This is a genomic window from Mesorhizobium sp. M1A.T.Ca.IN.004.03.1.1, assembly GCF_003997555.1.
Lineage (GTDB): Bacteria > Pseudomonadota > Alphaproteobacteria > Rhizobiales > Rhizobiaceae > Mesorhizobium.
The window spans coordinates 303,133-326,580 of the sequence record NZ_RZTV01000002.1 but is presented as its reverse complement, the minus strand read 5'-3'; the positions used below and the strand labels follow the sequence as shown (position 1 = coordinate 326,580).

The 23,448-nt window shown below is 63.1% G+C and carries 28 protein-coding genes; 23 read left to right on the top strand and 5 right to left on the bottom strand.

Features of this window, described 5'->3' with window-relative positions; translation table 11 throughout:
- Positions 1–2: 2 nt before the first annotated feature.
- From EOD29_RS07530 to EOD29_RS07495, 9 genes are read left to right on the top strand one after another with little or no spacing between them, the layout of a single operon-like run.
- A complete protein-coding gene (locus EOD29_RS07530; RefSeq protein WP_127215575.1) occupies positions 3–182 on the top strand; it encodes a hypothetical protein in 180 nt (59 codons plus the stop codon).
- Positions 179–571, top strand: coding sequence for a GPW/gp25 family protein (locus EOD29_RS07525; RefSeq protein ID WP_127246324.1), 393 nt, complete (start codon positions 179–181; stop codon positions 569–571). The genes EOD29_RS07530 and EOD29_RS07525 overlap by 4 nt, the downstream gene beginning before the upstream one ends.
- A gap of 2 nt (positions 572–573) precedes the next feature.
- A complete protein-coding gene (locus tag EOD29_RS07520) occupies positions 574–1,437 on the top strand; it encodes a baseplate J/gp47 family protein (protein WP_127246323.1) in 864 nt (287 codons plus the stop codon).
- Positions 1,434–1,892: a phage tail protein gene (locus tag EOD29_RS07515; RefSeq protein WP_127246322.1), complete on the top strand. Its 459-nt coding sequence runs from the start codon at positions 1,434–1,436 to the stop codon at positions 1,890–1,892. Before EOD29_RS07520 ends, EOD29_RS07515 begins: the two co-directional genes overlap by 4 nt.
- 3 nt (positions 1,893–1,895) lie before the next feature.
- Positions 1,896–2,561 carry a hypothetical protein gene (locus tag EOD29_RS07510; RefSeq protein ID WP_127246321.1) on the top strand — a complete coding sequence of 222 codons (666 nt, stop codon included), beginning with the start codon at positions 1,896–1,898 and terminating at the stop codon, positions 2,559–2,561.
- Between the two features lie 6 nt (positions 2,562–2,567).
- Complete coding sequence (locus EOD29_RS35850; protein ID WP_128203329.1) at positions 2,568–3,500, top strand: DUF4815 domain-containing protein; 933 nt, start codon at positions 2,568–2,570, stop codon at positions 3,498–3,500.
- Positions 3,431–5,809, top strand: a complete 2,379-nt coding sequence (locus EOD29_RS07505) for a DUF4815 domain-containing protein (RefSeq protein ID WP_128203330.1) — start codon at positions 3,431–3,433, stop codon at positions 5,807–5,809. The genes EOD29_RS35850 and EOD29_RS07505 overlap by 70 nt, the downstream gene beginning before the upstream one ends.
- An 18-nt stretch (positions 5,810–5,827) precedes the next feature.
- Positions 5,828–6,958, top strand: a complete 1,131-nt coding sequence (locus EOD29_RS07500) for a hypothetical protein (RefSeq protein WP_127246319.1) — start codon at positions 5,828–5,830, stop codon at positions 6,956–6,958.
- Positions 6,955–7,605 carry a hypothetical protein gene (locus EOD29_RS07495; protein WP_127246318.1) on the top strand — a complete coding sequence of 217 codons (651 nt, stop codon included), beginning with the start codon at positions 6,955–6,957 and terminating at the stop codon, positions 7,603–7,605. The genes EOD29_RS07500 and EOD29_RS07495 overlap by 4 nt, the downstream gene beginning before the upstream one ends.
- A 16-nt stretch (positions 7,606–7,621) precedes the next feature.
- Here EOD29_RS07495 and EOD29_RS07490 read toward each other — a convergent pair whose 3' ends face one another.
- The gene (locus EOD29_RS07490; RefSeq protein ID WP_127246317.1) at positions 7,622–7,900 is read right to left on the bottom strand and encodes a hypothetical protein; all 279 of its coding nucleotides are present in this window, start codon (positions 7,898–7,900) and stop codon (positions 7,622–7,624) included.
- An 84-nt stretch (positions 7,901–7,984) separates the two neighbouring features.
- On the opposite strand from EOD29_RS07490, the gene EOD29_RS07485 reads away from it, so the two are divergent.
- From EOD29_RS07485 to EOD29_RS07450, 8 genes are all read left to right on the top strand, one after another.
- Positions 7,985–9,517, top strand: coding sequence for a phage tail protein (locus EOD29_RS07485; RefSeq protein WP_127246316.1), 1,533 nt, complete (start codon positions 7,985–7,987; stop codon positions 9,515–9,517).
- A gap of 131 nt (positions 9,518–9,648) precedes the next feature.
- Positions 9,649–10,182, top strand: coding sequence for a phage major tail tube protein (locus tag EOD29_RS07480; RefSeq protein WP_127246315.1), 534 nt, complete (start codon positions 9,649–9,651; stop codon positions 10,180–10,182).
- On the top strand, positions 10,182–10,568 hold the full coding sequence (locus tag EOD29_RS07475; RefSeq protein WP_164763707.1) for a phage tail assembly protein: 387 nt from the start codon (positions 10,182–10,184) through the stop codon (positions 10,566–10,568). Before EOD29_RS07480 ends, EOD29_RS07475 begins: the two co-directional genes overlap by 1 nt.
- Positions 10,568–12,520 (top strand): phage tail tape measure protein, encoded by a 1,953-nt coding sequence (locus tag EOD29_RS07470; protein ID WP_127246313.1) that lies wholly within the window; start codon positions 10,568–10,570, stop codon positions 12,518–12,520. The genes EOD29_RS07475 and EOD29_RS07470 overlap by 1 nt, the downstream gene beginning before the upstream one ends.
- Positions 12,520–12,939 carry a phage tail protein gene (locus EOD29_RS07465; protein WP_127246312.1) on the top strand — a complete coding sequence of 140 codons (420 nt, stop codon included), beginning with the start codon at positions 12,520–12,522 and terminating at the stop codon, positions 12,937–12,939. Before EOD29_RS07470 ends, EOD29_RS07465 begins: the two co-directional genes overlap by 1 nt.
- Before the next feature lie 79 nt (positions 12,940–13,018).
- A complete protein-coding gene (locus EOD29_RS07460; protein ID WP_127246311.1) occupies positions 13,019–13,408 on the top strand; it encodes a response regulator in 390 nt (129 codons plus the stop codon).
- 29 nt (positions 13,409–13,437) lie between these two features.
- The gene (locus EOD29_RS07455) at positions 13,438–13,668 is read left to right on the top strand and encodes a tail protein X (RefSeq protein WP_127246310.1); all 231 of its coding nucleotides are present in this window, start codon (positions 13,438–13,440) and stop codon (positions 13,666–13,668) included.
- An 84-nt stretch (positions 13,669–13,752) separates the two neighbouring features.
- Positions 13,753–14,769 carry a contractile injection system protein, VgrG/Pvc8 family gene (locus tag EOD29_RS07450; protein WP_127246309.1) on the top strand — a complete coding sequence of 339 codons (1,017 nt, stop codon included), beginning with the start codon at positions 13,753–13,755 and terminating at the stop codon, positions 14,767–14,769.
- On the opposite strand, the gene EOD29_RS07445 is transcribed toward EOD29_RS07450, so the two are convergent.
- Positions 14,766–15,011 (bottom strand): hypothetical protein, encoded by a 246-nt coding sequence (locus EOD29_RS07445; RefSeq protein ID WP_127246308.1) that lies wholly within the window; start codon positions 15,009–15,011, stop codon positions 14,766–14,768. The genes EOD29_RS07450 and EOD29_RS07445 overlap by 4 nt on opposite strands.
- A 72-nt stretch (positions 15,012–15,083) precedes the next feature.
- Here EOD29_RS07445 and EOD29_RS07440 point away from each other — a divergent pair, with 72 nt between their 5' ends.
- From EOD29_RS07440 to EOD29_RS07420, 4 genes are all read left to right on the top strand, one after another.
- Positions 15,084–15,935, top strand: a complete 852-nt coding sequence (locus EOD29_RS07440) for a glycoside hydrolase family 108 protein (protein ID WP_127246307.1) — start codon at positions 15,084–15,086, stop codon at positions 15,933–15,935.
- Between the two features lie 106 nt (positions 15,936–16,041).
- A complete protein-coding gene (locus EOD29_RS07435; RefSeq protein ID WP_127246306.1) occupies positions 16,042–16,335 on the top strand; it encodes a hypothetical protein in 294 nt (97 codons plus the stop codon).
- Between the two features lie 170 nt (positions 16,336–16,505).
- The gene (locus tag EOD29_RS07425; protein WP_127246304.1) at positions 16,506–16,868 is read left to right on the top strand and encodes a hypothetical protein; all 363 of its coding nucleotides are present in this window, start codon (positions 16,506–16,508) and stop codon (positions 16,866–16,868) included.
- A 7-nt stretch (positions 16,869–16,875) separates the two neighbouring features.
- On the top strand, positions 16,876–17,370 hold the full coding sequence (locus EOD29_RS07420) for a sensor histidine kinase (RefSeq protein ID WP_281059208.1): 495 nt from the start codon (positions 16,876–16,878) through the stop codon (positions 17,368–17,370).
- A gap of 47 nt (positions 17,371–17,417) precedes the next feature.
- Here the strand turns inward: EOD29_RS07420 and EOD29_RS07415 are convergent, their stop codons facing one another.
- The 3 genes from EOD29_RS07415 to EOD29_RS07405 form a co-directional block, all read right to left on the bottom strand.
- Positions 17,418–18,170 (bottom strand): Crp/Fnr family transcriptional regulator, encoded by a 753-nt coding sequence (locus EOD29_RS07415; RefSeq protein WP_245475272.1) that lies wholly within the window; start codon positions 18,168–18,170, stop codon positions 17,418–17,420.
- Positions 18,171–18,215: 45 nt separating this feature from the next.
- On the bottom strand, positions 18,216–19,451 hold the full coding sequence (locus EOD29_RS07410) for a pilus assembly protein TadG-related protein (RefSeq protein WP_281059207.1): 1,236 nt from the start codon (positions 19,449–19,451) through the stop codon (positions 18,216–18,218).
- Between the two features lie 506 nt (positions 19,452–19,957).
- Positions 19,958–20,854, bottom strand: a complete 897-nt coding sequence (locus tag EOD29_RS07405; RefSeq protein ID WP_127246302.1) for an ankyrin repeat domain-containing protein — start codon at positions 20,852–20,854, stop codon at positions 19,958–19,960.
- 158 nt (positions 20,855–21,012) lie between these two features.
- Between EOD29_RS07405 and EOD29_RS07400 the strand changes: the two genes are divergently transcribed.
- Entirely contained in the window at positions 21,013–21,900 is an 888-nt protein-coding gene (locus EOD29_RS07400) for an RNA ligase family protein (RefSeq protein WP_127246301.1), read from the top strand.
- Positions 21,901–22,383: 483 nt separating this feature from the next.
- Positions 22,384–22,764: a cytochrome c family protein gene (locus EOD29_RS07395; RefSeq protein ID WP_127246300.1), complete on the top strand. Its 381-nt coding sequence runs from the start codon at positions 22,384–22,386 to the stop codon at positions 22,762–22,764.
- Positions 22,765–23,448 lie beyond the last annotated feature (684 nt).

The following is a 23,448-nucleotide window of genomic DNA, read 5'->3' as shown; positions in this document are numbered from 1 at the left end:
CCATGAAACTCGTTGTCACCAAGCGCGCGCCGCACCTTGGCGTGGCCGGCACCGCCGTCGAAATGACGCCGTCGCAGGCGGCTTATGAGCGGCTGCGCGGCCATGTCGTCGAGCCGGCGCAGCCGAAGGCTGATGGATCGGCCGACGCTCCGGCGAAGGGCAGACGCGGGAAGCGCAAGTGACGCAATTCGGCATGGACCGCTCGACCGGGCTGCGGCAGAGCGGCTGGGACAACGTCATCCAGGCGATCGAGATCCTGCTGACGACACGCTATTTCGAGCGCGTCTTGCGTGAATATGTCGGCAGTCCGGTCCCGGCGCTGCTCGGCGAGCTCGCCAACGTCCAGACCGTCATCCGCTTCCAGTGGTGGGTCGCGGCCGTGATCCTGCTTTTCGAGCCGCGCCTCACGCCGACGCGCATCTCGCCGCTGACACTCGACCGCGCCGGCGCTTCCGCCTGGGTCATCGAAGGCATTTACCGGCCGCGCGCCCATCTCGGCGACTTCACGCCGGCCGGCACCGTCTCGCTGCGCCTCGGTCAGGCCGGCGGCCAACTGATCGTAACGGGGTAGCGATGCTCGATCTTTCCACGCTCGAGGGATTGCCGACACCGCAGGCGATCACCGTCACGTCGGAGGCCGACGCTCTCGCCGCGATCAAGGCCGTCTTCATCGACCTGGCGACCAGCTACGGGCTAGACGTCACCGGCATCATCGATCTCGAGGGAGAGCCCGGCAGCATCCAGCTGCAGGTCGGCGCCTTTCGCGAGGTGCTCTACAGGGCGGCGATCAACGACGCGGTCAAAGCCAACCTGCTGGCCTTCGCGGCCGGCGCCGATCTCGATCACCTGGCTGCGTTCTATGACGTCATCCGCCTGACCGGCGAAACTGATGCCAGGCTGCGCGCCCGCACTGTGGTCGCCATTTCCGGCCGCTCAACAGCCGGCTCCGAAGACTGGTACAAAAGCGCCGCCTTCCGGGCCAGCATCCGGGTCAAGGATGTCGCCGTCTATCGCGTCGGCACCGGACCGGACATCCGCATCGCCGTGCTTGCGACCGACAATTTCGGCGAGCCCGACGCAGCGCTTCTGGCGGGCGTGAACAACGAGGTGCAGAAGAACAGCGTCCGCGTCATTTCTGACCGCGTCACCGTGGTTTCCGCCACCAGCGCCACGGTCAATGTGGCGGCCGACATCTGGCTTCTGCCGACGACGCCGATCACAGTGTTCGACAGTCTCGAAACCCTGCTTCGGCAGGCGATGGCCGAGGAGGGCGGTCTCGGCTTCAACGTCACGCGCTCCTGGCTGACAGCCAAGCTGCAGGCGCCGGGCGTGCAGAGAGTGTCGCTGACCGTTCCGGTGACCGACACGACGGTGGATGACGGCGCCGCGGTGAAGCTTGGCACGGTGACGCTCACCTTCAAGGGCCGCGACCGGTGAGCGAACGGCAGAACCTGCTGCCGCAGAACGCGACGGCCTTCGAGCGCGCGCTCGCGGAATCGCTCGACCGGCTGCCGGAGCTTGAGCCCGGTTTCGACGAGCTGCGCGGCTTCAAATTCGCGCCGGTGCAGCCCTCGATCCTGCCCTGGCTCGTCGTGGAATACGGGCTCGGCGCGATTACGCAATATCTTCCCGATCTCGCCTCGGTTATCGAATACGGTCTCCGCTGGCAACGCGTGAAAGGCACGCCGCAGGGTGTGGCCGAAAGCCTGACATGGGTCGGCTACGCCTTCTCGACCTTCTACGAGGCGCCGGTGCGCCGCACGCGCTGGCACCTCTATGAGCTCGAGCTCGACCGTTTTCGCGACAACGAGGACGATCTCGGCACGATCGAGGCCGTGGTGCGCCTGTCGGACCCGGTCCGCTCCGAGTTCTACCGCGCCTGGAACGGCTAGAATGTGCGCGAGCACGACTGGGCCTACACCAGGTGGGGCGACGGCATCTGGGGCGACAACTCCGGCGTGTTCCTCCACGCCGGCGGCGTCAAATGGTCCTTCGGCCGCACCTTCGATGCCGGCCAGCACGATCTGACGGAAGCCGAGCTGACCGCGCTTGGCGCCTGGATCGAGCCGGTCGAGGGCGGGTCGATCGGCTGGGGACCGTTCCCCTGGAACACGCCCGGCCTGAAATGGGTCTCGGACGCCGCTCTGTCCCGGGCGCAGATCATCGCCACCGCGCTGCTCGCCAAGTCGTGCTGGATCGGCGTCTATCGTGAGGACGGCTCGCCGATCGGTTTCCGCAGGGCGCGAGTCTATAGGCCGGTCAGCGCTTCCTTCGGCGGCTACTACCATGCCGCCGGGCAAAGCTGGGTCGTGGCAAGTGGCGCCGGTCCGAACCTTTATGTCGAAGCCATGATGGATTTCGGCGAAGGCGAGGGCGAGACCATCCAATCCTGGAGCGTCACGCTCGGCGGCGCGCCCGTCGGCGCACACCCCGCCGGTATCCGGTGGCTGCCCGGCGCCGCAATCGCGGGTGGCGCCATGGTCGGCGGCTTCGATATCGCGCCGGCGCTTCTCGGCAAAACCTCGCGCGAACGCTTTCGTGCGCTCTTGAAAATCAGCTGAGGCAAAATGGCTTACGAGCACGAGTCGAACCTGACCGGCGCCTATGACCGCGCACCGCAGTTTCCGCTGTGGGACAGCGTGCTCAACCGTGAAGGCAAGATTGGTCAGGCGGCCGAGATGGTCGAGGCCCAGACCATCCTTCAGCGGAAGATCCGTTCGATCGGCAATCTGGTCGCGCGCGACGGCGACCGCGTCGAAGGCGCCGACATCATCATCGACGTTGAGGCGCAAACCGTCACGCTGATCGCCGGCAAGCTCTATGTGGCGGGCCGCGTTCTCGACGCGCCGGCGGCGGTGCTGACAAACGTGCCGATGACAGGTGCCGTGCACATCGGGGTGCGCCTGCTCAAAACCTATGTGACCGAACTGGAGGAGCCCGCTCTGCTGGGCCTGATGCCTGGCTCGCTCTCCGAGGGGGAAGCCGGCGCCGCGCGCGTCGTGTACGCGCTCGCCTGGGGCTTCTCCGGTGACGGCGGCGTGGGCGACCTCTACTCGGTCTACCTGCTCAAGGATGGCGTCGCGATAGACCAGACGCCGCCGCCGAACCTGACGGGCATCAACGCGCAGCTCGCGATCTACGACTTCGACGCCAACGGCAACTATATCGTCTCGGGCTGCTCGGTCTCCGCGCTTGGCAAGGATGGAACGGACCAGGTCTTCTCGATCGCCGAGGGCGTCGCCAACATCAAGGGCCAGAAGCGGACCCGCTATGCGGCGCTGCGCCACCGCGAGACGGAAACCTTCGATCTGTTCCGCATCCCGACCGAGGTGCATACATTCGGCGCGAACCCGACGATCGTCACCCTCAATCACGGGCCGATCGCCACGATCCGCGAAGTCCTGGTCCGAAGGAAGTCACCGAGACAGTCGTGCGCGGCGGCACGCCGAACGGCTCGGACGCGCTCACCAACACCGGCGTCACCGCGATCCTGGAAGTGAAGCAGGGCGCGACGACCTATGCGACGCCGGCCGACTATACCAAGGCCGGCGACCTGGTGTCCTGGGCGGCCGGCGGCGCCGAGCCCGCGACCGGGTCGAGCTACACCGTCAAATACCGCTATCTAGGCATCGTCTCGGCAACGGATATCACCGCAACCACCATCACCGTCGCCGGCGGCGTCAATGGCGGGCAAATCCAGGTCGACTATGACTTCAAGCTGCCGCGCGTCGACGTGCTCGGCTTGGATAGCGACGGCAATTCAGTCTACCTGAAGGGCGTTTCGAGCCGCACCAACGCGCTGCCGCCGACGGTGCCCGCCGACGTGCTGCCGCTCGCTTTGGTCGAGAACATCTGGACTGGCACGCCGAACGTCACCAACATCGGTGTGCGCGCCTATACCATGGCCAAGATCGACCGGATGTATAACAGCCTGGTCGACGCGCTTGATCTGATCGCCCTCGAGCGCCTGCAACGCGACATCGACAGCCGCGAGCCGATCTCGAAGAACGGCGTCTTCGTCGATCCCTTCACCTCCGATCGCTACCGTGACGAGGGCGAGCCGCAGACCGCGGCTGTGTTCGGCGGCCTGCTGCGGCTGGCGATCGACCCCAGCTTCCATTCGATCAACCTGGCGGGCGTGACGCTGCTCGGCTGGACGGAAGAAGTGGCGGTCGAGCAGGCGCTGGCCACTCGCTGCACCAAGATCAATCCCTATCAGAATTTCACGCCCCTGCCGGCGTCGATGACAATCAATCCGCCGGTCGACTACTGGACGGAGAGCGCCACCGAATGGGCCTCCGACAGCGCGGCGGCTCTGTCGTCGCCGGTTGTCATCACCACGTCGAGGTCGACCGCCGGCCGCACCACGACAACCACGACGACCACGCAGAAGGAGACCATCGAGAGCTCGACCCGCGAGGAGACGCTGGCCTATCTGCGCCAGATACCGCTGCAGTTCACGATCAAAGGCTTCGGTGCGGGCGAGAACCTGACCAAGCTCGAATTCGACGGCATCGACGTCAACCCTGGCGGCCTCGGCGCCGACGGCTCCGGCCAGATCGTCAGCAGCTTCACCATCCCGGCCAATGTGCCGGCGGGCTCAAAGGGACTGGTCGCGCAGGGCGCCGGCGGCTCGAAGGCTGCCGCCATCTTCGTCGGGCAGGGCACGATCGACATCGAGACGCTGCGTCGCGTCGTCACTACGACCGTGCAGCAGACCTCGGTGACAGCGCCGCGCGAGACCGGAGGTGTCGGCGGCGGTGGCGGCGGCAATGGCGGCAGCCGGTCCGACCCGCTGGCCCAGACCTTCACATTGACCGAAGGCCGACACATCGCCGGCGTCAACCTCAAGGTCTGCCTGGTCGGCGACCCGGACAGCCCGATCGTGCTCGAGCTGGTCGAGGTCGCCAACGGCATCCCGACCGTCAACGTGATCGCCCAGGCGTTCTACGACATGAACGACGCGGTGATCGGGCACTGGACCGAAATCCGCTTCCCTTACCCCATCTGGCTGGCCGGCGGCATCGAATACGCCTTTGTCGTGAAGACAAACGACGGCAATCATTCAATCAAGACCGCCAAGCTCGGCGACTTCGACGCCGACCTTCAGCAGCCAGTCGCGGCGCAGCCTTATTCGGTCGGCGTCATGTTGTCGTCGTCGAATGCCGTCACCTGGACGCCGCATCAGGACGAGGACATCTGCTTCCAGTTGATCGCCGCCAAGTTCGCGCCGACGACCAAGACCGTGAATGTCGGCACCTTCGCCGCCGCCGACATGAGCGATCTGCTTATTCGAGCCGAGGTCGAGCTGCCGACCGCCGCTGCCGCACTTCACTTCGAGGTCGAGCTCGATGACGGTTCGGTCACTCTGCTCAATCCGGGCCAGGCCTGGGAATTGCAGTCCTTCTACACCGGCAATGTCGAGGTCCGCGCCGTGCTCTCCGGTTCGGCCAAGGTCTCGGCTGTCGTCTTCCCGGTCATCCTGGCGATCGAGGGCGAGCTGCAGACGTCCGGCACCTATGTCACCCGCGCTTTCGACATGGGCACCGGCGTCGACATCCTGTCCTATCTGAAGACCAAGATCCCGACCGGCGCGACGATCGTAATGCACGCCGATGCCGCGAACGACGTCTGGACAGCGGTTCCTCAGGTGACGCAGACGCCGCTTCAGGATGCCGGCTGGGTCGAGCGCAAATACAGCGTCATTGGCTTCAACGCCAATCCCGTCGGCCGCATCCGCATCACGCTGACCGGCACGCCGGCGGCGCGGCCGATGGCCTACGACTTCCGGGCGATCTCCGCCCCGTAACCCTCGCCGAGGATCGCCATGCCAGTAGAAAACACGACGCCGAACCGGGGGTACCAGCTTCCCTTCGGCAGCAACGAGCTTGCGAATGACGTTCTTCGGCTGGTCGCGGCCTTCTCTGCGATCGACGTCGATGTTGCGGGGATCCTGGTCTCAGTCGCGAACCGGGCGCTCCTGTTGCATCAACACACGATTGCAGACACGACGGGGCTGCAGGCCGCTCTCGACAGCAAGCAGGACGCATCCGAAAAGGGCAACGCGAACGGCTATGCCGCTCTCGACGGGACCGGAAAGGTTCCGGCAGCTCAGCTTCCGTCGACGATCTTCGGCTCGCTCTCCTATCAAGGAACTTGGAACGCGAACACCAACACGCCAACCATCCCGGCGGCGTCGGCTGCGAACAAGGGCCAGTATTACAAGGTCGCCACGGCCGGCGCGACAATTGTCAGCGGTATCACGGATTGGCAAGTTGGCGACTGGATCGTTTCCAATGGCATCGGTTGGGACAAGATCGACAACACTGACCAAGTTTCTACCGTGGCCGGGCTTGTGGGCGTGATCACGGCCGCCGCGCTGAAGGCCGCGCTCGCGATCGCGGCGACCGATATCACCGACGCATCTGCCAACGGCCGGTCTCTTATCCAGGCAGCGAACTACGCGGCGATGAAAACGCTGCTCGCCATCACCGCCGCTGACATCACCAACGCGTCGGCCAACGGCCGATCGCTGATTACGGCCGCCGACTATGCCGCAATGCGCAGCCTTCTCGGGCTTGTGATAGGCACCAACGTGCAGGCGTTCGACGCCAACACTCTGAAATCGGACGCGGATAAGACCTTGACCGCAGGTTACCTCGGAACAGACGTTCCGGACGGAACGAAATCGTCAGGAACATACACGCCTACGCCGGCCGGCGGCAATTTCCGGTCGGCTACCAACAACGGCGCACACACCTTGGCGGCACCCACCGTCGCAGGTTCGTATTCGATTATCATCGACTATACCAATGGGGCCACGGCGGGAGTGCTCACGGTGTCCGGCTTCACGAAGGTCACCGGAGATGCCTTCACCACAACCAGTGGATCGAAGTTCCGTCTCTTCATTTCGAAGGGCCAGGCCGGAACTCATCTCCATGTGCAGGCCCTGCAATGACATTTCCAATGCCCGGCTTTTGTCCTGCAGCGGTCGTGGCCGCTGCGACCCAAGGGTCGAGCCTCAATGAAATTGTAACCGCAGACAGCACGTCTTTTACCTTTACCACGCTTACCGCTGGCGTGACTGCCGATGCCTATCCGATCATTGGGCTGATGGCGCGATCGGCCTCGTCGTTCGACATCATCTCTGTCACGCTCGGCGCCCAGCCCTGTATCGAATTGTACAAGCAGTTCAATGGGACAACGGCTTTGGCCTTCTTCTCTGCGCCGAGGGGCGCGACCGGAAATCTCGTCGTAACGTCTAGCGCGACGATGGTCCGCGGTGCGGCGTGCCTCACACCGGTCTTCAATCTGAAAAGCGCAACGACCCCCACTGCGGTCACAGTAAATCTAAGCGATCCTATGAACGCGACGATCAGTTGCGAAGCTGGCGGGTGGATCGGCGGTCTCGCCTACAATGGTTCGACCTCGGACAGCATATCGTGGACTAACTTGACCGAGAAATTCGACGTTCGCCCGGAGAGCGTTGCTGTGCTCAGCGGCGCTTCTGATGTCTTCGCGACTGCACAGACTAACCGCAGCATCACAGCGAATCCGCTGAATACTGGGAGCGGCCAGATCATGGTCCTGATGGCTTTGCGGTAAAAACTGGCCTTGCCATCTAAGCTTTAGCCGATCTCAAGGCGCGCTCGCCGGCTTTGGTGATCTCGAGAACATAGTTTTCACCGAAGTCGCCTTCGCCCTGAGTAATCTGGGCAAGATCGGAGTCGAGAAGAGGGCGCCACACTGCCCAGTCCTCGTTTGCCTTGGGATATCGTGGCAAGAGGCGGAGCTTTGCCAAATCGTCGGCCGTTACCACAGGCCGACGACGTAGAAATCTGGCGGCGAACTTCCATCCGATCACGGCCACCAACAGCGCTGCAAAGAGCCACGTCCACATGGCTCGTTCTTATCTGAAAACGGCCGAGCGTCCAACCGCTCCTGCTTCCCAACACTTTTTCCCGCATCCACAGGAGAGACTGTCATGACCGACCCCGTCTTCGGGATCACAATCCGCCGTGACGCCAACGAGGCGGCCGTGCCGTCGAATGCGCTGATGAGCGTCGTTGGCATCTGCATGCCCTTCGCCAAGGCGCCGACGGCTCTGCAGGCGGCTTTCGACGCGGCATTCCCGGCCGGTGTCGCCGTCCGGCTGAATTCGAACGACACGACCAGGCTGGCGCTCTGCGATCCCGATTCGCTGTTCGTCGACGCCGTTGAGGGCATCAATGCACAGCTCGGCCCCTACCAGGTGGCCGCCCAGCTCGTGGTCAACCGCGTCGCCGAGGGCGCCGACATCGCCGCCACCATCGCCAACATCGTCGGCTCGTCGGTCGCCGGCACCGGCATCAACGCTTTCGTCAATGCCGGCGCCGATCTCGGCGTCTATCCGCGTCTCATCCTGGCCCCCGGCTACACGACCCAGCAGTTCGGCGCGCTGACCGGCCTGACGCTGACCACGCAAGGCACCAACATGACCGCCGCCCCGGCCGTGGAGTTCACCGGCGGCGGCGCCGATCCGAACAAGGTGCTGCCGACCGCGCACGCCGTCATGGGCACCGGCCCGGAAGCTCAAAAGGTGGCTTCGCTCGTCATCGACACGCCGGGCGCCTATCTGTCCGCGCCGCTCAACGTCTCCTTCAGCGGCGGCGGCGTCGACGCCGGCAAGGTGCTGCCGACCGCGACGGCAGAAGTCGAGGAACTCGCCAACGCCGTCTGCGCGGCGCTGCCCGAGGTGCTGAACAAGATCCTCGCCGTTGCGATCGTCGATGGGCCGAACGGCCTTGCCGCCTTCACACAGTGGCGCGAGACCCTTTCGTCCGACCGGCTGATCCCGGTGACGCCCGGCATCAAGCGCCTCGACGCCTCCGGCGACGTCGTCACCAGGCCGGCCGCGCCCCGCATCGCCGGTGTCGCCGTTCGCCGCGACTACGAGAATGACGGGCGGCCGTTCCGCTCCTGGGCCAACCAGGCGCTCTACGGCATCGTCGGGCCCGAGCAGAACTATCGCTTCTCGCTCACCGACGGGTCGACGGAAGGGCAGGAAATCCTTGCTGCACAGGGCGGCATCATCGTGCGCGGCGACAGCGGCGACGATTTCGCCATCGCCGAAGGCGGCTTTGTTTATATCGGCACCGACAACCTGTCGGACCAGACGATCTGGCAGCAGTATCACAAGGTGCGCGGCCGCGACTTCATCGAGCTCACCTGCCTGCGCACGCTGCGGCAGTTCCTGGGCAAGTTCAACCTGACCACCCAGACCATCCAGTCGGTAGTGAACACCGTGCACGATATCCTCGCCAAGGCGGAAGCCAACGGCGACATCCTCGGCTTCAAATGCCGCTTCGACCCGCAGCTCAACAACGCTCAGGATCTGCGCGCCGGCCATATCTATATCGACGCGCAGTTCGAAGAGGCTCCGGTGTTCCGTCGCCTGACCATGACGAGCCGGCCTTATGCGCCCGCCCTGCAGGCGACGATCGACGAGCTTTTGGCTCGCCAAAATCTCGTTTCTTGACCTGCCTCACGCCGCGCACCGGCGGCTTCGCCGCCTGCGGCTCCGGCGGGGCGCGGCACGAGCCGCGACGCCCATCGGGCTTTGCGGGCTTCGCCCGTACACTCTGAAACCTCTCAAAAGGAACGCCAGTCATGGCCGAGAAATTGCTGCTGCTGGAACAGGTCAACCTCTTCGTCGGCGACCAGGACCCGGAAGATTCGAACCACATCAAGCTCCAATCGCTTGGTCTGCCGACGCTGGAGCAGGTGACCGTCGCCCATCTCGGCGGCGGCGCGCCCGGCGAGGTCGAATTCGGCATGAACGCCATCAAGGCGCTGCAGCCGACCTTCAAGCTCGCCGGCTTCGCCAAGTCGAGCTATCGCGCCGTGGGCGTCGGCACCGACCAGCCGCTGAACTTCACCGGCTACGGCGTCTTGAAGAACAAGCAGACCGGCGACGCCTTCCAGGCGAAGACGGTCATCCGCGGCATCGTCAGCCGCATCGCGCCCGACGCCTTCGACCGCGCCTCGGCTTTCGGCCATGATCACCAGATCGGCGAGGTGACGCACTACGAGCTCTCGGTCGACAACGAGGAATGGTTCTACTGGGACTATTTCACGACCCGTCGCCGCCAGTTCGGCGTCGATGAGCTGGCCAAGGCCCGCGTGCTGCTGGGCATTGAATGATGGCGCCCAAGAACGCGATAGAGGACTTCATGACGGGCGCCGACGAAGCGCCCGTCATGGCCGCCGAGGCGCCAGCAGAGGCCGCCGTCGAAGGGGAGGTCTCGCTCGACCTGTCCGATGCCGATTACCGGTATCTGACGCTGCGCCGCGCCATAAAGCGCGGCGGCGAGAAGATCGCGAGAATCAGGATGCGGCCGGCCATGCTCGAGGATATCGACGACTGGTCGAATGCCGAGATCAGCAATCGCGAGCTGCTCGCCCGACTCTGCGATCTTCCGCCTGAGGTTCTGAAGAAGCTCGCCTGGAATGACGCGGAAGCCTTGATGGAAATCTTCCACCAGGTCGTGCCGGAATTCGTTTTCGCCGCTGCAAAGGATGATGCCTGATGACGAGGATGTCGGCGGAGCTGATCGTCAGCCTGCTAGATCGCGTTTCGGGCCCTGCGGCAAAGGCGCGGACCAGCCTGACCGCGCTGCAGCGTGCCGAACGCGATGTCTACCTGGCGCGCAACAACACGCGCCTGACGCGCACGCAGGTGGCCGAGGAGCGGCTGCTGGCGGCGCAAGATGCCGAACGGCAGAAGCGGCTGGCGCAATGGGCGACCTTCGGCAAGGTAGCCGGCGTTGCCACCGCCGCTGCCGGTTATGTCGCGATCCGCACGGCGCGCGACTACGCGCAGCTCGAGCGCACGATCGGCCGCATCATCATCAATGCCGACAAGCCGGCGACCGCGATCAGGCCGACGATCGCCGTGCTGCAGGAGCTGGCCGATAAATCGAAGATGCCGTTCGACAATGTCGTGCAGGGGCTTGAGACGCTTATTGCTTCCGGCCGGTCGCTTGAGGACGGCCTCGCATTCCTGCCGGCTGTCGCCCGCACCGCGCAGGCATCCGGCGCCGAGATCTCCGACATCGCGCTCACAGCCGATGCGCTGGCCAACTCGCTCGGCATCACCGCCGAGAGGATGCAGGAGGCCTTCGACATCCTCGCCTTCGAGGGCAAGGCCGGCAAATTCGAGTTGAAGGACATGGCGGCGGAACTGCCGGCCATCGCGCCCGCCTTCGCCGCGCTCGGCTACAAGGGCACCGAAGGTCTCAAGCGCCTGGCGGCCATGCTGGAGATCGTGCGCAACCACACCGGATCCTCGGCGGAGGCCGCGACCAATTTCTCGAATATCTTGCAGAAGGCTTATGGCAACGAGGTCGCCAAGAACTTCAAGAAGTATCATATCGACATCCGCAAGGAACTCGACCGCACCAGAAAGGAGGGCGGCGACGTCATCCAGACGCTGGTCGAGCAGACGCAGAAGGCGCTCAAGGGCGACCTCTCGAAGCTGCCCCTGATCTTCACCGACATCCAGATGCAGCAGGGCATGCGCGCTTTGCTGACGCAAATGCCGGAGCTGCAGAAGCACCTCGACGCGCTCGGCAGCTCGGCCGGCACCGTCGCGAAGGATTTTGCCCAGATCACCGGCGATGCCGAAGGCAACTGGCAGCAGCTGATCAACAACATTCAGGAAACGGGGAGGGTGCTTGGCGACCTCTCCGGCAGGGCACTCAACCCGGTCCTCGAAAAGGTCAACAGCCGTCTGTCCGACATGATGGCCGTCGACAAGGGCTCTGAGACGCTGCGGGCAAGCGGCCGCGATCCGCTGGCCTATATGGGCGAGTTCAAGGATCGCTACAACAAGCAGCATCCCGAGCTTGGGTTCTTCGATCGCTTCACCGGCGCACCGGCCGAGAAGGCGTTCCGCGATGCGCTGGCGCAGCTCGGCCGCGGCGAGATCAAGAGTGTCTTCGATGCGCTGCAGACGAAGATCCTCGAAGATCGCCAGACGCGCGAGCCGAACACCGGCATGCCGGGCTCGAGCACGCCGATCCCCACGCCACGTCCGAGGAACTGGGCAGAGATGACCCCTGCCGAGCGGCAGTACCAGATTTACGCCCAGGGGCGGCATGCGCCAGCCAAGGGCGGCCAGGCCTATGTGCCGCCGTCTCCGGGCAACCCAGGCATCGGCCCGAACGTTGCCGGCTTCGACGCCGATGAATTCGAGCGCCGGCTGCAGTCCGGCGGCGCGAATGCCGGCGCCAAAATCGCCGAAGGCGGCATGCAAGCCGGCCAGAACGCCGCGCAAACGTTCAGCTCCGGCGTCGCCGGGGCCGGGTCGGCCTTCGGCAAGAGCGCGGCCGCGGCCTTCATCGCCGGCGTCAGCGGCTTACTCTCTTCCGCCAAGGCGGACCTGATGCGGCCCGTTGGGTCGCTCGGTGGCAGGACCACCGGCCAGCAGGTGCAGTCCGCCACGCGCGGGCAAGCGATCGACTTCGGAGGGTCGCGCTGATGCTGATGAAGATCGGGCTGGTCGAATGCGATCTCGCCTTCAACATCGACAGGCATGCGCGTGAGACGACGCACGACTATGCCGAGAAGCCGGTGGTCGGCGCGATGCCACCTCTCGAAGATGTCGGCGTGGGGTCGGAGACGTTCACCGTTTCCGGCCGCCTGATCCCCTCGAAGCTCGGCGGCCTTGGTACCTTGAACATCCTGCGCAATGCGCAGCTCACCGGCACGCCCCAACTGGTCACGCTTGGCGACGGCAGCGTGTTCGGCTTCTATGTCGTCCAGTCGATCAGCGACGAGCACGCATTCCTCGATCGCGACGGCGTCGGCCAGGTCGTCGACATCACCGTCAAGATGCAGAAATCGGCGGCGCCGGCGGCGAGCGATTTCTTCGCATCGCTGTTTTCGCTGCTCGGCTAAAGGCACGCGAAAACGATTACTTTCCTTGGAACCGAACCGCTGTCGAGAGCGTAGTAGACCAAATGAGGGAAGGGACCTTATGGGCGGCGGCACGATTCTGGTCGTTGAGGACGAACCTCTCATCCTCTTGGAAATCGAAACCGCATTGGAGGAAGCGGGCTTCACCGTGCTTAGCAGCAGGAATGCTGAAGAAGCTCTCAGCGCCTTCGATGCCAAGCCCGAAAAATTCAAGGCGCTCATCACCGATATTCGGCTGGGACCGGGCAAATCGGGGTGGGATTTGGCGCGACTCGTTCGCGAAGCCAGTCCAACCATGCCAGTAATTTATGTGAGCGGTGACAGCGCCATCCACTGGCCTGCAGAAGGCGTTCCCAACAGCATTATGATTGCTAAGCCTTTTTTCATGCCGCAGGTCATAACCGCTCTGGCTACGTTGCTCAATGAGCAGCCGCCAGTAGCCAAGAACTAGAGCAACTACCAATCTTGGAAGATATCGTCATGACAGAGACAGTCACCGTCAAGACGGAGGGCACCAGTCTGTCGACGTTGCTGGCACGCCACTATCGCATGGTCTTCGCCGGCATGGTGGCGAAGACCTTCGCCCTAAACCAGGATCTCGCCCGGTCCGGTCCATATCTCCCCGTGGGTCGAATCGTGACCGTGATGACGCCGCCGGAAATGGCAGCCGAAGGCGCGGCTTCCAGGCCAGTGATCGATCTCTTCGAATGACAGCGGGCAAAAAGCCCGCAAGCCCGACCGGGCGTCGCGGCCTATGCCGCGCCCCGCCGGAGCGCCTGCGGCGCGTGAGGCAAAATGAGAAAAGGTCATTTCCGCGTCGTGGTCGGTGGGCAGGATGTCACCTCCCGTTTCGTGCCGCTGCTGATCTCGCTTTCGATCACCAAGAACGGCACCGAGGCAACGCAATCGGCGACATTCATGCTCGACGATCATGATGCGACGGTGCGGTTTCCGAAGACCGGTACGCCGGTTTCGATCGAGCTCGGCTGGGAAGGCGGCGCGATGCGCCGCTTCGATGGCGAGGTCGATACCTGCGACTGGTCTCTTGATCGCGGCTCCGGCAGCGTGCTGACGGTCACTGCGCGCTCGGCCAGCCTCAAAGGCAAGGTCAAGCAGCCGACCGACCGCCATTGGGAAAGGACAACGCTCGGACGGGTGCTCCAGGATGCTGCCGGCGACGCCGGTCTGTCGATCAAGGTGCATTCCTCGCTTGCCGGCCGGCAGCTGGAATATGAGGCGCAGGACAATGAGAGCTTCTTCGCCTTCGCCGACCGGTTGGCGCGCGAGCACGGCGCGACGTTCGCCATCAAGGGCACGCAGGCGGGGTTCGTCCCGCGCAACGCCGGTGTATCGGCGACCGGCCAGCCTCTGCCGACCATCGTCATCACCCGAGGCATGGTGATATCGGCGAGCGGCCTGACGCCCGTGACCGACCGGCCGCGCTTCAAGAAGAAGAAGGGCCGCTGGTACGACATCAAGCGCGCCAAGCAGGTCATCGAAGAGGTCGAGACTGGCGACGATGTCGAGCCGGAAGACGTGCTGCGCTTCATGGAGCCGGACGAGGCCTCGGCGAAGACCCGCGCCGATTCCGATCGTGTCGACGGCGCGCGCAACAAGGGCTCCGGCTCGGTGACGATTGAGGGCGAGCCGACGGCCGAGCCGGAAGGCACGGCAATCATAGACCTGCGGGCCGGTGTCGACGGCAGCTACACCATCGCCTCGATCACCGACACGCTCGACCGCGGCAGCGGCTACACCACGCAGATCTCGCTAGGCAACCCGCAGGGCTCGGCCGGGACGGACAGCCGCTAGGCCGAGAGCAACTTGACCATCGTCAGCCGCCGATGCGCCAGTCGGCGTGCCGAGTCTTGAAATGCCTCTCGCTCGGCTTCGAGCAGGAAATCGAGCGTCATCATATCGAGCAGGAATTCGTCGACGGCCTCGGCCAGTACCTGCGACTTGGCCTTGAGATCAGCGAGAAGCGCGCGCGCTTCTCCCGCGGCGTTGGCGCCGCCGGCGTCGATCAGCGTTTCGAGCTTCCTGAAACATTCCATCCCGCAATCCCCCTGCCGCCGAGCCCCTCAATCGCCGACGGGCAGGAAAGTTCCCAACCCTCAGGAAAAGTCATGACCGGATCTCGCGAGCAGGAATCGCTCGCCCGCGTGCTCGCGCACGAGGGCGGCTACAGCAACCACCCGGCCGATCCGGGCGGCGCCACGATGAAGGGTGTGACCCAGCGTGTCTACGACGCCTATCGCAAGAGCAAGGGGCTGGCGCTTCGGTCGGTGAAGCGCATCACCGGCCAGGAACTCTTCGAGATCTACGATCGTCAATACTGGGACGCGGTGAAGGGCGATCTATTGCCGTCCGGGGTCGACTATGTCGTGTTCGACGGCGCGGTGAACTCCGGCCCGAAGCAGTCGATCATCTGGCTGCAACGCGCGCTCGGGCCGCTCTACAAGGGCCGGCTCGACGGCGTGATGGGGGTGGGCACCATCGCGGCCGTCCAGGCCTGCAACGACCACGATGCCCTGATCGATCGGATCTGCGATCAGCGCCTGATCTTTCTTCAGCACCTGAACACGTGGCCGGTGTTCGGTCGCGGCTGGTCTTCTCGCGTCGCGGAGGTTCGCTCGATCGGCCAGTCCTGGGCGACCGGCCTCACGCCGGAGATTGCGAGCTTCGTCGGCGGCGGCCAGGCGAAAGCCTTTATCGAGGACGCCAAGATCGCCCCATCGACCGCACCGGCCGATGCGGCCACCGGCGCCGGTGCCAGCGGGCTTGGCCTTTCCGGCTACCTCTACGATCTGCAGAACCAGCTTTCGCCGTTCTCCTATACCAGCGAATGGATCGGCAAGGTCGTCGTCGTCCTGGCAATCGCAAGCACGCTGCTCGCAATCGGCGGTCTCGCCTGGCGCTGGTGTGCGAACCGCAAGGCGAAGCGGCTCGCCACGGCTCTCGGGGCGGAGGCGACGTGATGGAAAACCTCGCTTCCGTCTTTGCCGTGATCCTTTCTCGCGCCCTGCGCACGGCCGCTGCCGTAAGCCTGGCTGCTATTGCCGGCTTCCTCATCTGGTGCCTGGTTTGACCCTCCTGATCACCCTGCTTGTCGGGCGCCTCGGCGTCTCGCGCCTAGTGGCCGGCGCTATCGCCTGGGCGACCATTGCGGCGCTCGTCTCGGGCGCCGCTTTCACCGTCTACGAAGTCGTCAAGCACCGCGGCGCCGAAGAGGTCCGCGCCAAGATCGAAAAGGAAAACCAGGATGCGATCAGAACCGGCATTGATGCTCGCATGTCTTTTGACGACTGCCTCGACGCTGGCGGCGTGTACGACTTCCGCCGTCAGCGGTGCGCCGGCGCTGCGCTCGGCCATCGGTAGCAGCCTCGCCGGAGCACAGGGCAAGACGATCGCCGATCAGAACAAGATCGACAGGACGATGGCGCCAAGCTGCGCGATCGGCCTCTACACGCCGGCGGAATGCGACCGTCACACCAGGGCCAGCGCCGCGCGTCGCAGCGAACTGAAATAGCGGGCATCGGATAATGCAGATGACGGACTTCAATTCAAACGTTGTGTTCCTGATCACTGTCATCGGCGCCGTTGGCGGGCTTTGGTGGCGCATCGAGGCCGCGATCAAGTCGGCGCGCGACGAGGTCAAAAAGGATGCGCGCGACGCGCACGTCCGCGCCGACACGGCGATGGCCTCGATCTCCTTGCTGACCGAGCAGCTTGCCGCCCACAAGCTACACGTTGCGGAGACCTACATCACCAAGGTCGGCCTTCGCGAATTCCGCGACGAGGTGATGACCGGCGTGCGCGACCTCAAAGGCAGCGTCTCGACGCTGCACGAGCGCATGGATCGCTTCATCGAGGGCGACAGGATGGTCGGGAAGCGAACACAGGAACCATAGCCGCAACTTGGGAACCAAACGTGAACGGATCATGGCTCTGGCACGTTCTCACGATCTCCTCGTGACGGGTGATTGGAAAGGTGTGAGCGTTTTCGAACTGCTCCTGTCTCAGACCAAACCGTTCGGCAACGAGGAACGGATAAACATGTCCGGACCGTCTATTAATCTCAACCCGATCGCGGTCCAGTATCTCGGGATTGCCTTCCACGAGTTAGCGACCAACTCCGCGAAATATGGCGTACTCTCCGGAGACGAAGGGTCCATCGCGGCCAGCTGGGAGGTGGCCGGCTCCGGGCCGTCACGAACCTTTCGCCTAACCTGGGCCGAAACAGACGGGCCGAAGGTCCAGACCATCGGCCAAAGCGGCTTCGGAAGCGTGGTGTTGAAGCGCGTGGCGCCTGAGGCGGTGGGGGGTACGAGCAATCTCGAATATGGCCCGCAAGGAATTGTCTGGACGCTTGAAGCGCCATTCTCCGGCGTGGAAGCGATCATTGCCGCCTAAGCGGGCGATAAGATCGGCCGGCTCCGCTCGTCGGCAGACTGACGCATCTATAGCGGCGTCACGTGCTTTTGGTGCAGGTAGGTCGTGTAAAAATCTCCTGCCCGGACTAATCCTTTCCAGTCGACCGCCTTGAGCCTCGAGCCCGAGGTGGAGATCAGACCATCGCGGCGAAGTTCTTGAAGCATTCGGTTGACGTGAACGGCGGACAGCCCCAATGCGTCGCCTAGCACAGCTTGGCTTATCGGCAATTCCGCCACATGGTCCTGAATCTGGCCGACTGCATGGAGACGCACGATGAGCTCACACAGGATGTGAGCCATGCGGACATAGGCATCCCGCCTTCCGACATTGGTGACCCATTCTCTGTAGATCGCTGCGTCGATCAGCGTCGAGCGCCAGAATACGTTGGCGATGGACGGGTGTCTGGCACAGATCGCGCGCAGCACATCGTGGCGCATGAACCCCACTCTGGCGGGCGTTAGTGGCGCGAAGGTGCAATCCATGACGGAAAGATGAATTCCGTGGAGATCAGGGAGGTCTCCCGGCACAAAGATCGATGTGATCTGCCGCTTTCCTTCGCCGGTGAACTTCGCAGACGCCACCAGCCCGTCCAGAACGGCGAAGGAATGGGACGGTCGGTCGCCCTCGGCCACAATATCCTGGCTCGCCCGGTAGTCGCGCTCCTGAACGCCGATGCCCTCCAGAATCGCGACGTCGGCTCGTGAAAGATCGGAGATGACCTGGAGCTTGCGGATAATCAGGTCAGAGGAAGAACCTGGCAACACTGAGCTGATCGACATAAGGCCGAACCGCTATCGGGCCCGAATGTTCCCCCTTGGGGCGCCTTACTCGACAACTGCAACCGACTGGGCCGACGGGATGTCTTTCATCCCAAGGCTCGAGCAGTTCTGTTTGATGGTCGTGCTGCCGGACCACTGGATAGTGTCGGCCACGACCTGGGTGCAGCCGCCGCTCCCTGAGAAGTTGCCGAGATAGTTGACCTGCTGCTTGGGGAAATAGATGGCGCCGGTCAAAAGCGAACTCGCCGTGCCGTTGAAGGTGCTCGATGCGCTGCTGCCGGTCCTGTCGCCGTAGAACAGCACGCCGGAATAGGTGCCGGAGGTCGGCGCGCTCAGCGTCACCGTGGCGTTGCCGTTCATGCTGACGGTGTGGCTGCCGGACATGAACATTGTCACACCGGTTCCGGATATGACGGCGCCGGCGTTGACCTTCAGATTGCCCTGGACGACATAGGTGCCGGGCTGGAGCGTCACATTGCCCTTGAGGTCCATGCCGCTGCAGTATGTTCCGGGCTGGAGTGTTTGCGACGTTTTGCTGCCGTTGACGGTCTTGCATGGGTTGCCAGCCGCTGGCGCTGGTAGGCTGGAGAAGGGGTCCGACGCCGGCAAAGCCTGGGTGATTGGAGACTTGCAGACGGTGGTCACCGGGTTGCTGAGCGAAACGCCGCCGACCGCGATCAGGCAGTCGGCCTGAAGCCCTGCCGACCCCTGGACCTTGACGGCGTCGGACTGCATCGAATTCGACATGACCGAGCAGCCGGTCAGCTTGACGCTGGTGTTGCCCGAGAAAAGCGCTGCTTGATAGGCGGACGGATTGAGCGCCAGCACGCAGGCCTTGGAGGCGTCGGTGATGAGCGCTACCGCCCTGGCTCGCTCCGGCACTTTGCTCTCGGAAAAGATCGAGGTGAAGACGCGATCGAGGTTCTGATTGAGGATGACCTCCACCGCCTTCTTGGCCGTGTTCGGCCCCGAGGTGGGCGGTGTGTGGACGGTGATGGTGCCATTGCCGAGGCCGTTGTCGGTCGCCGACTGGGTGGCGGCAGCAGTGATCGTCGCGGTGGAGGATCCCTGAATCTTCTCCAGCGCGCCGGCATAGGCGGCGGCATCCGCCGTCGCCTGCAGTTTCAGGCTCGAATAGTACCAGTAGGACGTCTCGACGCCGAGCCCCGCTCCGCCGACCACGATTGGCAGGGTGAGCGCGAAGATAATTGCAACGTTTCCACCCGCGTCCCGACCTGTCGCGCGCGCTAGTTGCCGAATGCGTATGAGGATGTTGATCACAATAACATTAGTAGTGGCTCATATATTAACTGACGGTAAAAGCAGGACTCAAATATGGCCGGAGAACCCGCCGGGTTCGTCGCCCAATAGCCTAGCCCTAAGCCCGACGAGTGTGCCGACCGGGGGGACCGGCATCAACGCTGGTGTCAGCTTTTTCCGTGCTCAAGTGGAAACAGAGATGAGTCAGCTCGCCTATGCAGATGGCAACGCCGGTGGCGAGGCTTCGTGCCAAGGGCAACCCAATGGCTCCCGCAGCGGCGCGACGCCAACAGCAGCTAGCTACTCCTGAAAGAAAGATCGCCGGGCGAGGAACCCCAAATCCTCAAGCCCGGCGCACTCATCCTGATCCCCATCAGGAGTCCGGTGGAGGAACCGGCAATCTCTTCGATGCAAGACTGGCGCCAGCATTCCCGTCCTAAAACGACACAGATGTGTTTGGTCTCAGCCGGCCAAGGCGTGCTGCGCACATGCTTTCATGATCGGCATACAGCTCCCTTGGCGAGCAATCAGGGGAGCGGGATCGGCTTGTCGCTGAGTGTGCGCAAGTAGGCAATCAGGTTGACCCGTTCAGTCTCGTCCGGAACGCCAGGCGTCTCCATCTTAACGCCCGGCGTGGTGAGCATGGGCCCGAAAAGATATCTGTTCAGGTCCTCATACGTCCACACACCTTCCCAGCTTAGCAAGGCGTCCGAATAATCCATATTTCCCGTGGAAGCCTTGTCGCGGCCGACGACCCCCCACAAGTTCGGTCCCGTTTTGCTCCCTGCCTGGGGCTCGCCATTGTGGCAACCGTGACACACATGGGTGAAGTAGGTTCGGCCATTCTCGACGTCGGCAGCAGCCAACTTCATCGAGATCGGAGCCGGTGTGGGCAAGACGACGCCGTGCGACATGAGATAGTCAGCGATTTCGCGTTGCCCCTTGCGTTTTGCGAGATGGATCGGTGTCTTGCCGTCCTTTGTCCTCGCATTCACGTCCGCGCCGGCCTCGACCAGTGCCTTAACGCAATCGATGCAACCGAGATTGACCGCGATGTGGATAGCGTTTTCGCGGCTGCGCTTCGAATTTGGATTCGCGCCGCCGTCCAGCAACAGATTGATCAGGTCGATCCTGCGTTTTGCCAAAGCTGGCATGAGGGCAGGACCCAAAACCTGTGTCGGGGCGGCGTTGACGTCCGCACCGCGTTCAATGAGCAGTTTTGCCGCTGCGAAATGCCCACCCTTGACCGCAAGATAGAGTGGCGTCGCTTTCCCGTCACTCTCATCGACGCCGGCACCTGCGTCGAGAGCTGCCGTGATCGCCCCGACATCGCCGTTCATGGCGGCGTCGTGGATGGCGGCGGCATACGATGCCGTCGGAATGGGCAGAAGCAGTAACAGAATGAAAAGCAAAACGTCGCGCATTCGGCATCCCCTGTGCAACCGGAGGACGTTGGCACGCTTCGAGAAGCGCAGAGTCTAGTTGGAATGCCAAATCGCGGCAAGGTGTTTCAGTAACTGCTAACGGAACCGAAGCCGCCATTCGATATTGAATCAAATTCGAGTTTTGCATTGGGGTTCGTATGCGTAAGCCTGCCGGGGAAGCCCGGCTGTCCTTTGTCAGGCCTCTTGAGCCAATCCGGGTTGAAACACCGCCAGTCAGCAATGATTGGCTGCACGAAATCAAATATGACGGCTACAGAACCCAGGTCGTCCTCGACTGGGCCGGCGCGCGCGCCTTCTCCCGCAATGGGAACGACTGGTCGCAAAGGTATTGGCCTATCGTCGCTGCCGCGGAAAAGCTTCCTGCCAAGGCCTTCATCATTGACGGGGAAATGATCGCGCCCGATCCCGATGGCCGGCCGAACTTTCATCAGATGCATTCGCGGATGGTATGGAATGCCGAACAACTCGCATTCGTCGCTTTCGACATCCTGCACCTCGACGGCCAGGATCTCTGTTCCGTGCCGCTGATCGAGCGCAAGGCGAAGCTCTGGGAACTGGTGAAACCGGCGAAGGGGATCATCCAATATAGCGACCACGTAGAAGGGAACGGCGCCGCATTCTTCGAAGCCGTTGAGAGGATGCGCCTGGAGGGCATGGTCTCGAAACGGCGCGAGAGTCCCTATCGAAGCGGGAAGGTCGATACCTGGGTTAAAACGAAGTGCTGGGATGTCGGCGACTTCGAACTTCTCGGCATCAAGCGCGAGCCAGGGAAGCCCGCCGCAGCGATCATGGCGCGCGGTGGCCGATATGCCGGCACGGCGTTCATAACGCTGCCCAGCGGCCTCAGGGAACGGCTTTGGAAGCGTGTCGAAGCGGCCAGGGCCTCGAAGCCTTCCCGGCGTGTCCCCAGCGCCTTCGCCGATGATGTCGAATGGCTGAAGCCAGGCATCATTGGCCGCGTGAAATTCCTTCGCGGCGAGCACACCCTACGCCATGCGAGCCTGCAGGACTTTCGCGAAGGATAGGAGGTCACCGCCATGGGTCACTTGAAGGCATACCTGTAAACAACCATGGCGGCCTCATCCGTCACCCGGACCCAGCGTTGTTCGTCCCCGCGTGTATTCGTCACTTCACTGCCGGTGGCCGTCTCCGCTGCCACCCACGGCGTATTTGCCTTGATGGTACGACGGGCAACAACACTATCACCATCCATCTCTTCGACCCGACAGGCCATCATGTGCGACCCCGCTCCCTCCATTCCTTATCTGAACAGAGATCGAGCACGCTTTGTTCCTGAGCAGAGCGGCGACGAGACTTTAGCTGCCGCTCGGCCGCTCCACGGGTTTGTGGAACCTCATCAGCTTCGCACAAACTGGCGTTTCTACCTCGGCTTGATACTGTGGTATGTAGACGCCGCAATTCCATTTGATGGAACCACGGATATTCTGCTCCAGCTGGCGTGGTGCGCATCGTCCGGCGCAAATGACGATCGATCAGGGAGGAATGCCATGCGCGCAATCGCACTTTTCATCGCCTCGGCGGCCACGATCTTCATTGCAAGCCCTTCGCGGGCGCAGGATGCAGCCGCAGGCGAGAAGGTCTTCACCAAGTGCAAGGTCTGCCACATTGCAGACCAGGACCAGAACAAGGTCGGCCCATCTCTGCACGGCGTCATCGGGCGCACGGCGGGCACGCATCCCGGTTTCACTTTTTCCCCTGCTATGATCGAGGCCGGAAAATCCGGCATCAAATGGGATGAGCCCACGCTGACAAAGTATCTTCATGACCCCAGGGGGATGGTCAAAGGAACGAAGATGGCGTTTCCCGGCCTCAAGAACGATCAGGACGTGGCCAACGTGATCGCTTACCTGAAACAGTTTTCCAAGTAAGGCCCGTCGGCTTCACGCTCATGAGCTGCGGCGGGCTTTCGTCACAAACTCATGATTCGCACGCTACACTCCACGAGATATGATTCACCGCCGCGCGGGGAATTGTTTTCGCCCCCGCCTGTGAGGGAAAAATGGCGAAATCACACTTGACGGCGTTGGACGCCGAAATCCTGAAGAAGGCCTTCCTAAACGAAGTTCGCTATAACAAGACGCCCGAAGCCGAGCGGCGAGAGCTGGCAGCGAAAATAATCCGGGCATATACCGGCTCTCAGACCGTCGATCCCAAATTGGTCGATTGGATGTGCACAGAGATGACATAGAGCGCTAAGCTCTGAACAGGGAACATCGCGACACGCGAGCGGTTATAGACTGGGCGGCACGGTTTTGTCCTCCGGTTTGCCGGCCGTCTGAAAGCAAGACGGAGCCCGCTCGGCCCTCACGAGCGGGCTCTAGGTCGATTCTGGCCCTGCGACCGAAGTCCAATTCTCATTCGCATTGGTCTTATCGGCGAAGCATGCCCCTCGACGTCCGTTCGCTTCCATCCCAAAATTGTAGCGGCAATGCACCGGTAAGGATGCTTAGTAAGAGTTGATTCAACCCTTGCTAGTATCGGTGGGTGGTGGCGGCTCCGGCCAGGGGTAGGGTTGCCTGAAAGCCGAAGCCGCCTGCGCGGCCGATGGGACA